At 48.8% G+C, this 12779-nt stretch carries 14 protein-coding genes; 8 read left to right on the top strand and 6 right to left on the bottom strand.

Annotated elements, in window-relative coordinates; all coding sequences use genetic code 11:
* The first annotated feature begins 1 nt into the window (after position 1).
* On the top strand, positions 2-1198 hold the full coding sequence (locus MKY75_RS04070) for a chromate transporter (RefSeq protein ID WP_165149941.1): 1197 nt from the start codon (positions 2-4) through the stop codon (positions 1196-1198).
* Positions 1199-1289: 91 nt separating this feature from the next.
* Here MKY75_RS04070 and MKY75_RS04065 read toward each other — a convergent pair whose 3' ends face one another.
* Positions 1290-1916, bottom strand: a complete 627-nt coding sequence (locus MKY75_RS04065) for an alpha/beta hydrolase (protein WP_340884402.1) — start codon at positions 1914-1916, stop codon at positions 1290-1292.
* A gap of 212 nt (positions 1917-2128) precedes the next feature.
* On the opposite strand from MKY75_RS04065, the gene MKY75_RS04060 reads away from it, so the two are divergent.
* Both MKY75_RS04060 and MKY75_RS04055 read left to right on the top strand, forming a co-directional pair.
* On the top strand, positions 2129-2440 hold the full coding sequence (locus tag MKY75_RS04060) for an autorepressor SdpR family transcription factor (protein ID WP_029517140.1): 312 nt from the start codon (positions 2129-2131) through the stop codon (positions 2438-2440).
* The gene (locus MKY75_RS04055) at positions 2437-3090 is read left to right on the top strand and encodes an SdpI family protein (protein ID WP_340884400.1); all 654 of its coding nucleotides are present in this window, start codon (positions 2437-2439) and stop codon (positions 3088-3090) included. Before MKY75_RS04060 ends, MKY75_RS04055 begins: the two co-directional genes overlap by 4 nt.
* Positions 3091-3182: 92 nt before the next feature.
* Here the strand turns inward: MKY75_RS04055 and MKY75_RS04050 are convergent, their stop codons facing one another.
* Together MKY75_RS04050 and MKY75_RS04045 are read right to left on the bottom strand one after the other, a co-directional pair.
* A complete protein-coding gene (locus tag MKY75_RS04050) occupies positions 3183-4007 on the bottom strand; it encodes an aldo/keto reductase (RefSeq protein ID WP_340884398.1) in 825 nt (274 codons plus the stop codon).
* 44 nt (positions 4008-4051) lie between these two features.
* On the bottom strand, positions 4052-4345 hold the full coding sequence (locus MKY75_RS04045; RefSeq protein WP_013308817.1) for a putative quinol monooxygenase: 294 nt from the start codon (positions 4343-4345) through the stop codon (positions 4052-4054).
* A gap of 181 nt (positions 4346-4526) precedes the next feature.
* Here MKY75_RS04045 and MKY75_RS04040 point away from each other — a divergent pair, with 181 nt between their 5' ends.
* From MKY75_RS04040 to MKY75_RS04020, 5 genes are all read left to right on the top strand, one after another.
* Positions 4527-6179: an ATP-binding protein gene (locus MKY75_RS04040; protein ID WP_445671521.1), complete on the top strand. Its 1653-nt coding sequence runs from the start codon at positions 4527-4529 to the stop codon at positions 6177-6179.
* Positions 6172-6900: a response regulator gene (locus MKY75_RS04035; protein ID WP_340884395.1), complete on the top strand. Its 729-nt coding sequence runs from the start codon at positions 6172-6174 to the stop codon at positions 6898-6900. The genes MKY75_RS04040 and MKY75_RS04035 overlap by 8 nt, the downstream gene beginning before the upstream one ends.
* Before the next feature lie 201 nt (positions 6901-7101).
* Positions 7102-8082 carry an ABC transporter substrate-binding protein gene (locus tag MKY75_RS04030; RefSeq protein WP_340884393.1) on the top strand — a complete coding sequence of 327 codons (981 nt, stop codon included), beginning with the start codon at positions 7102-7104 and terminating at the stop codon, positions 8080-8082.
* Positions 8079-9083, top strand: a complete 1005-nt coding sequence (locus MKY75_RS04025) for a FecCD family ABC transporter permease (RefSeq protein ID WP_340884386.1) — start codon at positions 8079-8081, stop codon at positions 9081-9083. The genes MKY75_RS04030 and MKY75_RS04025 overlap by 4 nt, the downstream gene beginning before the upstream one ends.
* Positions 9080-10057 (top strand): FecCD family ABC transporter permease, encoded by a 978-nt coding sequence (locus tag MKY75_RS04020; protein WP_340884383.1) that lies wholly within the window; start codon positions 9080-9082, stop codon positions 10055-10057. Before MKY75_RS04025 ends, MKY75_RS04020 begins: the two co-directional genes overlap by 4 nt.
* Positions 10058-10120: 63 nt before the next feature.
* On the opposite strand, the gene MKY75_RS04015 is transcribed toward MKY75_RS04020, so the two are convergent.
* The 3 genes from MKY75_RS04015 to MKY75_RS04005 form a co-directional block, all read right to left on the bottom strand.
* Positions 10121-11359 carry a serine hydrolase gene (locus MKY75_RS04015; RefSeq protein WP_340884381.1) on the bottom strand — a complete coding sequence of 413 codons (1239 nt, stop codon included), beginning with the start codon at positions 11357-11359 and terminating at the stop codon, positions 10121-10123.
* 183 nt (positions 11360-11542) lie between these two features.
* Positions 11543-11968: an OsmC family protein gene (locus tag MKY75_RS04010; protein WP_340884378.1), complete on the bottom strand. Its 426-nt coding sequence runs from the start codon at positions 11966-11968 to the stop codon at positions 11543-11545.
* 54 nt (positions 11969-12022) lie between these two features.
* Complete coding sequence (locus MKY75_RS04005) at positions 12023-12772, bottom strand: amino acid ABC transporter ATP-binding protein (protein ID WP_340884374.1); 750 nt, start codon at positions 12770-12772, stop codon at positions 12023-12025.
* Between the last annotated feature and the right edge of the window lie 7 nt (positions 12773-12779).

The raw sequence follows: 12779 nt of genomic DNA, 5'->3' as shown, positions 1-12779 counted from the left end.
TATGGAAACGAATAAGCAAGAGCCGCTAAGGGGACAATTAGCCACTCTTCTTCAAGTGCTGATGGTGTCCGCAAAATTAGGACTCACTTCCTTTGGAGGACCGATTGCACATATAGGATACTTCCATGATGAATACATACGTCGCCGAAAGTGGATGGATGAAGCAAGTTACGCCGATCTTGTAGCCCTCTGCCAGTTTCTCCCTGGTCCTTCCAGTAGTCAGGTTGGCATTGGAATTGGGGTTGTAAGAGCAGGATTACTTGGAGGACTTGCTGCCTGGATTGGTTTCACACTGCCGTCGTTTCTTGTGTTAGTTGCGTTTGCTTTCTTGCTTCAAGGATACGATATAGCGAGTGCGGGGTGGATTCACGGATTAAAGATCGTAGCTGTTGCGATTGTGGCCCATGCTATTCTAGGTATGGGACAGAAGCTGACGCCTGATCGGGATAGGGCGACAATTGCCGTGATTTCCGCCGTGATTACGTTGTCCTGGCATACAGCTTACAGTCAAATTCTAATCATTGTTACTGCTGGTGTTATCGGGTTATGGCTTTTTCGAAAGCAAGAGGCGGAGATTACGTCCAATCTTCAAATTGCGATTAGCCGAACTTTTGCGGTCTGCTCCTTGATTGTATTTGTTGCAATGCTTGTGGCACTTCCGCTTCTTAGATCCTCAGAGGAAGTGGGATGGTTAACGCTGTTCGATAGCTTTTTTCGTTCAGGCTCTTTGGTATTTGGTGGGGGACACGTGGTATTGCCGCTTTTGGAGAGGGAAGTTGTTCCAACTGGATGGGTTAGCCGAGAGAATTTCTTGGCAGGTTACGGAGCTACGCAAGCCGTTCCAGGGCCGTTATTCACCTTTGCAGGTTACCTTGGAGCTATGGCCTGGGGGTTACCAGGAGCGATGATTGCTACTCTCGCCATTTTTTTGCCAGCATTTCTTCTTGTTGTCGGCGTACTTCCGTTCTGGAATAAATTAAGAAACAGTCCGAAAATCCAAAGGGCTTTGGTAGGAGTGAATGCAGCTGTGGTTGGTATTTTGCTGGCTGCGCTGTATGATCCGCTTTGGACTACCGCCATCCTGAAGCCAATAGACTTTGCTCTGGCGGTCATTTTGTTTGTGATGCTGGTTTTTTGGAAGCTGCCGCCCTGGGTGGTAGTTCTTGTGGGGGCAACTGGAGGAATGCTGCTAGGATAAGAGCCGACAGCCTACAAGCAGTCGACTCTTTTGGGCAATGATTTTAACCAGGTTACTCGCCCTATCCTCAACATTTTAACTTATCCGGTATTTAAATCTGCTCTCCACTCAGATTAAAATGCTCTCCAAACCATTGGCCTGCGGCGGCAGCTTCTGTACGGGTCAATTGATGACCATTGCGTTCCCAATATGCTTCCACCTGCGCTCCGGCTCCCTCCAATAATGCTTGCAGCTCCCGGGATTCCGAAGTCGGAACAATCGGGTCATTTTCACCGGAAGACAGAAATACAGGGACACCGTTCAATTCAGGCAAGTCCAGCCCACGCAACGGCACCATTGCATGGTGCAAAATAGCTCCGCGTAACGCTTTTGCATCGTGAAAGAGCATGCTGGCGGCTATGTTTGCACCATTGGAATAGCCCAGAGCCACCACGTTATTACGGTCAAAATCGTATTGCTCTGCAGCTGTGTCCACAAATTCGCTCAGTTCTTTGGTACGAAATACGAGATCCTCAATGTCGAACACTCCTTCTGCCAAACGGCGAAAGAAACGCGGCATCCCATTTTCCAGCACATTTCCTCTTACGCCTAACACAGAAGCTCCCGGTGCTACCATCTCAGCCAAAGGTATTAAGTCTTGTTCATTCCCGCCTGTACCATGCAACAGCAAAATAACCGGGGCTTGCGGATCATTTCCTTTACGAAAGACGTGTTTCATATCTATTCCCTCCTCTAATTAACTTTAAATTAAGAATCTTATTTTTGTATAAATTGATTATAGCCCATTTCACTACTTTATACAAACATAATTGACCTCGTTAATTTTTTCTAAAATGATGTCTTGTTCCATTGACATGTAGTATAGCTGTATTTTACTATGGTGTTAGATATTTAGAATATTATCTAAATATCTAAAGGAGGAAATGTATTTTGAACGATGCCTTCAAAGCTTTGGCTGATCCGACCCGGCGTACAATCTTGCAGCTTTTAAAGGAAAAAAGCATGAGCGCAGGCGAAGTAGCTGAACATTTTCAAATTAGCAAACCCAGCATCTCCCACCATCTCAATATCCTAAAGCAGGCTGGGCTGGTGCTGGATGAACGACAGGGGCAAAACATTATATACACCCTGCATACAACGGTTGTGGCGGATGTCATCGGTTGGATGTTCAGTATAGCCCACTCCGATACCCCTGCCAGGAAAAATGTGAATCATATTAAGGATGGGGAGGAATCTGAATGAAATTTCGAACACCTTGGAGCTTGACGGATGTTTTGACAACTTTGATTGCCTTATCACCCGCCATAGGCGCTATACTGCTGTACGACCGGCTTCCCAATGTTCTAGCCTCGCATATTAACTTTAACAATACAGCAGACGGGTATACGAGCAAAAGTGGTTCTATTATCATGCTCGTGTTGTTGGGCCTAGTCCCGATGGTCATTCGATTGGCACGCCACATGGACCCCAACAGAGCTAATTATGAGAAATTTTCAAAAGCCTATGAAGTTACGCGTGCAGGTGTTTCTGTAGTTCTCGCTGTAGCTGGATGGGGAATGCTGCTGTATAACCTGAATATACGACTGCAAATGAATGCTATAATTTTAGGGTTAATAGGCCTGATGCTGATGGTGATGGGGAATTATATGACTCAGGTACAGCCGAACTATACGTTCGGTATCCGCACGCCGTGGACTCTGTCTAACCCCGAGGTATGGCGTAAAACGCACCGTTTCGGGGGGCCTATGATGATGCTTGGCGGTGCTTCAGCGTTGGTGGCGGCATGGATCGGTGGAATGGCGGGAGTAGTCATTTTCCTAACCGTACTGATCATATCCGTTATCTCTCCTGTACTCTATTCTTACTTGTTGTATCGTAAGCTAAGCAAGTAAATAGACAAAGCCACACCTGAACCTAAAAAAGGAACCTCCCAAACCGCGATAAACGCAGAATGGGAGGTTCTTTTTTACAAGTGAATATTTATTTAAAACAACAGTTTATCGGGATGGGTGCCTACACGCTCATCCAGATGAAGACCATTGATTCGGTCAATATCCTCAGTCGTCAATTCAAAATCGAATAAATCAGCATTCTCGTGAATACGATGCGCGGTTACAGATTTGGGAATCGTCACAATCCCCCGATCCAGATGCCAACGTAAAATAACCTGCGAAGAGGTTTTACCGTATTTGGCAGCAATCTCAACGATGTCCGCTTGCTCGGTTAATTTCCCCTTCATCAGCGGACTCCACGATTCAAGCTGAATCTGGTGCTCCCGGCAGTATTGATGCAGCTCTTGCTGCGTCAGACGTGGGTGAAGCTCCACTTGATTGATGACAGGAACCATGTTGCTGTCTTTGAGGAGGTCTTCGAGATGGTGAACTTGGAAGTTACTAACTCCGATAGCGCGTACGCTTCCTTCTTCATACAGTCGTTCGAATGCCTTCCAGGTTTCCTTGTACTTATCCTTGCCAGGCCAATGAATGAGATACAGATCAATGATATCCAGACCCAGCCGCTTACGGCTTTCCTCAAAGGCACGCAGGGTTGAATCGTAGCCCTGATCCTGATTCCATAGCTTGGTGGTTACAAACAGATTTTCTCTAGGCGTCCCACTATCACGAATGGCTTGTCCAACCAGCTCCTCGTTGCCGTAGATCGCCGCTGTATCAATGTGACGGTAACCGACCTCAATAGCTGTTTTGACCGCTTCGTAGACCTCATTGCCTTCCGCCTTGTAAGTACCAAAACCAAGCCAAGGCATCTGAACTCCGTTATTCAGTACAGTTGTATCCGCAATGTTCCCCATGTCTATTCCTCCTGTTCCTGATTATGAATTATCCAACGGGATGATTACAGTTTAGTTGCATCCTGAAAAGCATTCACTTGAAGTGGAGCAGCCAACAATTCTTTAGCCGCGGCAACAAATGCCTGAAAATGGGCAGAATTATTATGGAAATCTACAGCAGCAGCATCTTTCCACTCTTCAACCATCGTAAATGCATTGGGATCATTCAGATCCTGCATTAACGTGTAACGTACATTGCCTTCTTCAGCTTGGGATGCGCTGATCAGCCCTTGGGTTTGTTGCAGAAAAGTCTCTCTTTTTTCAGGTAAAACTTTCATATCGGCATGAATAATAATCATATTATGTTCCTCCTCGTATTATGTAACTATTTCTATTATAGACCATTCTTTCGACAGAATAAAAGTGCGGGCGTTTCTGTAATACAGTAAAATAGATCATATGGGGGAGAAGATCAGCTGATCCGTCCCTCCTATATTTTGTTTAACGGCGGTGAGGCATGTGCGTTTTCAGACAAAACTAATGGTATTTATATCCCTTTTAGTACTGGTAGTTACCGGGCTGTTGGGATTATCCCTTCGATATATGATCACCTCCGCTCTATATGATGAAATCGGAGAAAGGGCGCTCACCGTCGCCAATACCCTCGCCGTAGATGCGCAGGTCATAGACGCTCTGGAGCAGACCGAGACGACGCAATTGCGTTCACGTATCAACGAGGTCATAAAGCCCGTCCAGGCCAGTAGCGGCGCTGATTTTATTACTATTGCTGATCGTCATCTCATCCGGCAGTGGCATGTAAACCCGGAGCGCATCGGCACGCCTATGATAGACCCCATGAATGATAAGGTACTGCAAGGGCAGTCCTTTATCACGGAATCGACGGGCTCTCTTGGACCGTCACTGCGCGCCAAAACTGCCGTTTATGATCAGCAAGGTAAGGCCATCGGGCTCGTCTCTGTAGGTTTTTTAATGACAGATGTGCAGCAAAATATTCGTACATACACATATGCATGGCTCTGGTTAATGGTGGGCGCGCTGATGATCGGCATATTGGGAAGCCTGGTTATAGCGCAAAGGGTACGACGCGCACTGCATGGACTGGAGCCAGTGGAGATCGGACGGCTGTACCAGGAAAAGCAAGCCATTATTGAGTCCATCGGCGAAGGAATTATTGCGGTGAATAGCCATGGACAAATCACACTTGCCAATCCACAGGCAGCTCGCTTGATCGGACTCCCGTCGGAAACCTCTATCTACGGATGCGACCTTCGACATTTGACGGGTGTTCCGGATGTACTGGTTGATATGCTTGTTGCCGATTACACAGTAGAGCATTCAACGACGGGGCCAGATCAGGGACAGTACATATGGAATGAGGAAATTGAGGTCCAGCAGCGAATTGTAGTCGTCAGCCGTGTGCCGATCCAGGATCGTTCCGGCCGCATCATGGGCACGGTTGCCAGTCTGCGTGACAAGACCGAACTGCTCCACATGACACAACAGTTGACAGAGGTCAAAGATTACGCGGAAGTACTGCGATCACAAACACACGAATACGCCAATCGGCTGTATCTCATATCCGGCCTGATTCAGTTGGAGTGTTATGACGAAGCAGTGGACTTTATCACACAGGAGTCAGAGGAATATCGTGTACACAGGCCGATTGCCACAGCTCTCCTGCCTGATTCAATCATCGCCAGCCTACTGATCGGTAAGAAGAAACAGGCGCTGGAAAAAGGGATTTTACTCCATTCTGATATTAAAGGAGCATTCTCAACCCAGTCTCCTACGTTGGAGTGGTCCTTTCTCGCTTCCATAGCCGGAAACCTGCTGGACAATGCCATGGAAGCTGTTGCGATGTCCTCCATCTCTGACGGACAGGTCTGGTTCCGGCTTGAAGAAACGACTGAAGCCATCATCGTCGAAGTTGCAGATAACGGATCGGGAATTTCGGACGATATCCAAGAAAAGCTGTTTGTCATAGGAGCTTCGACGAAAGCAGAAGCAGGACATGGATATGGCCTTGCTCTCGTGCTGGAGTACACTGAACGAATGGGCGGCTCTATAGAAGTGCACGAACGGCCTGGTGGAGGAAGTATTTTTGAGGTATACATTCCTTTACATAGAACAGATACGAGTAATGATGCAAAAGGAGATTACACGCATGAATGAGCGGGTTTTATCGGACATTGAGGTTCTTATTATTGAAGACGATTCGCGAATTGCGGAGATTAACCGCCGATTTATTGAAAAGGTAGACGGGTTCACCGTATGTGCAATCGCGACGAACGAATTTGAGGCAAAACTTCAATTGGACGTGCTCCGTCCTCCTCTAGTCGTGCTGGATGTTTATTTTCCTGATACGGATGGTCTAACCCTGCTATCGTTCATCAAGCAACACTATCCAGGTACAGATGTTATTATGCTGACCGCCGCCAAAGAAGCTGAAACAGTGGTACAAGCCGTTCGAGCAGGCGTGTTTGATTTTATCGTAAAGCCGCTTATATTCGAGAGATTGCGTGCGACCTTGGAGGAATATGCCCGGTTTCGGCGACAAATCACAACATGGCAAGAGGAACAATCCACAGTCGAGCAATCTGAAATTGACAGTTTGCTTCAAAGCGCGGGCACCGGTCGGATGGCGGGGAACGGAGTCGGAGAACTATGGGCCAAAGGCATCGATAAAGTAACTTGCGACAAAGTGCTAGATCTCCTGAATCGACGGGGTGAGGTGACTACAGGTACAGTGGGAATTGAGTTGGGTATGAGCCGTTCTACAGCCAGAAGGTATCTGGAGTATTTAGTGGAAAGTGGCGACGCGCACCACGATCAGGTGTACGGAACCGTCGGCAGACCGGAGCGTATCTATCGCCGACAGCGGAGGGATGTATAACCCACCCAACTCTGATGTCCTGGTACTTTCCCCTCCTCCTATTCATAATTTTATTGAATTTAATTCACTTAATCGATCAAAACGGTTTAAATGACCACATTATTTACGTCCTCCTTCCCGATTGCTAGAATGATCAACAGTTAGTTGATTGATAATGATTATCAGTTTCTCTGATAATCATACTGGAACGGGGGATAACATATGGCAACACCGAAACAACCACTGCGCACAGGCATGCTGCTTGCAATGACCCTGGCACTACTGACGGTCATTATGGCGGGATGTGGAAGCCAGTCACAAAATAACAGCGCAGCAGCACCTCAAGCAACAGGCGACACTCGAATGATTAAACATGAGATGGGAGAAACCAAAGTTACGGGTAAACCCAAAAGAATCGTAACCCTGGAATTCTCTTTTGTCGATGCCACAACCCAGCTGGGCGTAACTCCTGTCGGTATAGCTCAGGAAAATGACGATGATATTGATGGGCTGCTGGGCAAGAAAATCAACTTCACACCAGTAGGCACACGCAAACAGCCAAACCTGGAAACGATCAGCTCCCTGAAGCCGGATTTGATTATTGCCGATCTGAATCGTCATAAAAGCATATACAAAGAACTAAGCGAGATTGCTCCGACCATTGTTCTAAAGAGCCGCAATTCCTCCTATGAACAAAACTTGGCATCCTTCGGTGTCATCGCCGATGCGTTAGGTGAGAAGGAAAAAGGCGAGCAAATTCTCGCTACGCATAAAGCTACAATGGAAAAGTTGAAGGAAGGCATCAAAACTGGTGAGCCACGTAGCGTATTGCTAGGGGTATTCCGTTCTGATTCACTATCGGCTCACGGCGCTTCATCCTTTGATGGACAACTACTGGAGCAAGCGGGTATCCACAATGCCCTTCAAAATACAAGCGAGCCTACCGTCAAGCTGACACTGGAACAGATTTCACAAGCGGATCCTGATGTGATCTTTTTGGTGGAGGCCGATGAGAAGCTGATTGCGGAATGGAAGCAAAACCCGCTTTGGCAAAACATTACGGCCGTCAAAAAAGGGGAAGTTTACGAAGTAAACCGGGCACTGTGGACCCGGTACCGTGGACTCGGCTCAGCCGAAAAAATACTGGAGCAAGCCATTTCGCTTCTGTATCCCGCGCAAAGTAAAGGAGACGGCTCCCGTTGATCGGACAAGCCTCACGCGACCGGCTGAATAAGCCGGTCTTCTTTGCACTTATCGCTGCGTTGCTGGCTGGATTTCTGCTCAGCGTGGCAATTGGCCCAGTCAGGATGGACATCCCCACCATGCTGACTGCGCTGTTCACCGAGCATCCGTCTAAGGATCAGCTCATTGTCTTGACGGTACGCCTACCGCGTGCCGTTATTGGCCTAATCGTCGGGGCCGGGCTTGCCGTGGCTGGAGCCCTGATGCAGGCCATCACGCGCAACCCGCTGGCTTCGCCGCAGGTATTCGGGGTCAGCTCAGGCGCTTCGCTGGCTGTCGTGCTGTCCGTCGTGCTGCTGCCGAATATCGGATCGTCCGGCAGCATTTATTTTGCTTTTGCCGGGGCCATCGCAGGCGGCTCCTTCGTATACGCGCTGGCCGGAACGGCGGGCATGACGCCGGTCAAGCTGGCCCTTGCCGGGATGGCCGTGCATCTGTTGCTGGCCTCCGTCACCCAAGGACTGCTCGTGTTCAACGAGCAAATATCTGATGTGCTGTATTGGCTCGCCGGAGCCATCGACGGGTCGACTTGGGCCGACACGCGTCTGGTGCTGCCATGGTTCGCCGTGGGTATGATCCTTGCGCTGGCGTTGGCCCCCTCGCTATCTGTACTGAGCCTCGGGACGGAGGTCGCACAGGGATTGGGACAAAACGTACGTCTTGTTCGTCTACTCGCCTCGGCCTCAGTGATTATGCTGGCAGGCTCTGCCATAGCGGTAGCCGGGTCCATCGGCTTTGTGGGCCTAATGGTACCGAATATCATCAAGATGTTTACAGGTGACAATTACAAACGGGTCATTCCCCTGTCTGCAATTTGCGGAGCTCTGCTGCTGACATATGCAGACGTGCTTGGGCGATTCATTGCATTTCCCTATGAATCGCCCGTTGGCATTGTAACCGCGCTGGTGGGTGCGCCCTTCTTTTTATATCTGGCGCATAAGAACGGGAGGGCTTCACGATGAAAAAACTGTGGATTTTACTCGCACTAATGCTGGGTGTTGCTTTTATAGCTATAGGCGTGGGCAGCACCTACATTACGCCCTCTGAGCTGATCACAGCACTGACGGATCGGAATGCCTCTTCCTGGTTCATCGTTCACCATTATCGGCTGCCACGCGGCCTGCTGGCCATCATGGCCGGAGCTGGGCTGGCAGTTGCCGGGGTTCTGCTGCAAGGCATGATCCGCAACCCGCTAGCCTCGCCAGATGTGGTAGGTGTATCCAAAGGGGCCGGCTTTGCGGCGGTTCTTGTCATCGTACTGCTGCCCTCATCCCCAGTGGCGCTATTGCCTGTAGCCGCCTTTGTCGGTGCCGGATTAGCTGCTCTGTTGCTCGTGCAGCTTTCGATGAAGGGAGGCATGCGTCCCAATATGCTAGCCTTGACCGGCCTGGCGGTGGGCGCTATTTTTCAGGCTGCGACCGATTATATACTCGTCAAGTATCCACTCGAAGCCAGCGACACGCTCACTTGGCTAGCTGGAAGTCTGTGGGGCAAAGGCTGGGACGAAGTGTATGGGCTACTGCCGTGGTTAATCGTGTTGCTGCCTCTCGCCTATGCACTACAGCGCAAGCTGGATATTATGAGCCTAGATGAGGAAAGCTCTACTGGGCTGGGTCTTAGCGTGAAGCGTGTGCGTACAGGACTGCTCGCTGTGTCAGTCGCCTTGGCTGCCTCCTGTGTCGCTGCCATCGGCTCCATCGGCTTTATCGGACTGCTGGCACCGCATCTGGCACGGCGGTTATTTGGCAATCGCCACCGCTATCTATTGCCCGGTTCGGCGATGATCGGCGCCCTGATTCTCGTCCTTGCTGACGCGCTGGGACGAGGTCTGAAGCCGCCGCTCGAAATTCCCGCTGGTATCGTGACAGCCGTCATTGGCGCGCCATATTTTTTGTATCTATTGCTGCGGGAACGCAAACAAAAAGGCAGCGGATAGGATTAAGATAAGGAGTTGCGCAGAGCAGCTAAGCGCTGCACTATACCCTAGCGTTTAGCTGCTCTACCTCTCCACCTGTACACCGATACGACGATTAACTTCTTTTCTAAACGATTCATCATGCAGTAGCCTCTTTTTAAAATCATTTATCATTTCGGGAAAGCTGGCAATTGTGCTTGGGTCCAAATCGTTAAAAAAGACAGCTAGTTCTGTCGTATGCCCTTCCTTATCTGTCGCATACATGGCCAGTGTCAAAACATAAGCCGTGGAGCCACCTTTTTGCCCCATATGTTTCATGGATTGCTGGTCTTCAGGAAGAACCATAAATGGTTCCTCCAAGACCTCGGACAATAACTTTTGCTCAGCTTTTGTGAACCCTTGACGACGATTCAGCTTACTCATTAAAGAGGCATAATCGGCTGTCGTTGAAGCTATAAAGCGATCCGTATTGATACGATCATAATCCTGATCATACCAAGTCTTAATATCTGCGTTTCTCTTGTAAGAACCACTCACATCACGGCGCAGCTTGTTATGAATCACGCGGGCATATCGGCGAAATTCCGTATCAGACATCACCTGGATGGCTTCTTTGGCAGAAATATTATTCTTTGTATTATTCCAATTCTCACTTTGTCTCTCCTTCATCCATTCGTAGGGAATCAAAATGGAGGATACAAACGGATAAATGGGATCATGATTTTGCAGCCCCATTTTGGCTCTCGTCCGATTGATCGCATCCACCCCCAGTTTGTCCATTAAATACTCCGCATTGGCGTTGGAACTGAATTGAATCATCCCCTTGGCGACGTCTCGTACAGATACAGTTTCATTCCGTATCCGCCCTTTCGCCTCCATATTCTGTAGCCACGCCGTATGAGCACCACCATCCAAATCCGGCAAATAAAACCTTTCCAGTGAAATCAGCTTCACTCTCCCGTCCGGGTTAATCTTACCCACCACCGCTTGCTTGGCATATTCGATCGCAATGATTGTTTTGACGGTGCTCGCCAAAGGCATCATCCGGTTTTCCTCTTGACCTGCCAGCTTTTTTCCATCTCTCAGAATCGTAATCGAAACTTTTTCTGCATTCGCCTCCACAAAATGAAGTAAACGCGTGGTAGCATCCTGTTCCTTCGTTTCTTCCTTAACGTCAGCTGCAATCGCAGTTGTGGGCCGGACGGTATTCGGGGGATTAGCCACTTGATTCTGCATGAAAGATAGTAAGCCTGCCGCTACACCCATAACGATGAGTACTGTAGCCAAACTAGTTGCTACCACAATAAGGCGCTTTCGTTTCACTATTACCTCCCCCCGTATGCACTTCACACACAGGTTTATTTTCCCATTTTTATATTTCAATTTCTATTTTAAACGAAAACACAGTACAAAAAGTTTCATTACGTGTCATATTTTCAAATAACATAAAAAAGAGAGCCTCCTGTATATAACACAGGCTGACTCTCTTTCACTACCCTTCGACCTTTATGCTGGATAGGGTACTTCGGTTCCATTCAATATGAGGTGCATCCGAATTTCCGCTTTTAAGGAGTCGGATACCGCACAATATTTTTCCTTACCCATCTGAATCGCTTTCCATACGCGGTAATCCGGAATATCGCCATCTACGTAGAATGTCAGATCAATCGCTGTAAAGCCTGTCGGCATTTCTTCCTTGCGCGTACCTTCTGCGTCAATATCAATGCGAGTAATGTCCGACAAGAAACGATCCAAAATCATCGTAATATCAATGCCCATACATCCCGCCAGACCCGCCAACAGCAGTTCCATGGGTGTCATCCCTTTACCATCACCGCCATAAGCCGCCGTAGCATCCATCCCAACGGAATAACCGGATGGACCCTCCGAAGTAAACGCGCGTTTGCCGTGCCAAGTTGTAGATACTTTCATGTTCAAAGGCCTTCTTTCCATCTTAATAATCTATGATTCATCCTCGATCTTACTTTAAAATTCACTGATTTGGCGTAAAAATTTTTGTGTCCTCTCATGCTGGGGAGTGTCAAAAAACGCCTGTGGCGCTGCCTCCTCCAAAATGATACCATCTGCCATAAATACGACCTTGTCCGCCACCTCGCGAGCAAATTTCATCTCATGAGTAACGACGACCATCGTCATTCCGTCTTGAGCCAACTCTCTCATAACACCCAGTACTTCCCCTACCAACTCGGGATCAAGCGCCGATGTCGGCTCGTCGAACAGCATAATCGCCGGGTCCATCGCCAGCGCACGCGCAATGGCTACCCGTTGCTGCTGTCCACCGGACAGACGTGAAGGATGTACATCCTGCTTGTCCGATAACCCCACCCGCTCCAACAACCCTTGTCCGATGGACATAGCCTTGTCGCGCGGCATTTTTTTTACGGTCAGCAGTCCTTCAATGACATTGCCGATTGCGGTTTTGTGCGGATACAGATTGAATTGCTGGAACACCATCCCCGTCTGTTTGCGAATATCACGAATGGCTGCTTGGCGGACACGAACGGGAGCCGCAGCATCGACCTCAATCCCATTCACCTCAAACTTGCCGGAAGACAGCTCTTCCAGACCGTTCAGGCAGCGCAGCAAGGTACTTTTACCTGAACCGCTCGGGCCGAGTAATACGACGATTTCACGAGCGGCAACCCGAAAATCAATGCTTTTTAGGACCTCTACCTGTCCGAATCGTTTACCTAATCCGTTTGTTGTTATCATCATCTATCAT

It is taken from the genome of Paenibacillus sp. FSL L8-0663, from assembly GCF_038008125.1.
GTDB classification, from domain to species: Bacteria; Bacillota; Bacilli; order Paenibacillales; family Paenibacillaceae; genus Paenibacillus; species Paenibacillus polymyxa_D.
This window is presented reverse-complemented; position numbering and strand designations above follow the sequence as displayed.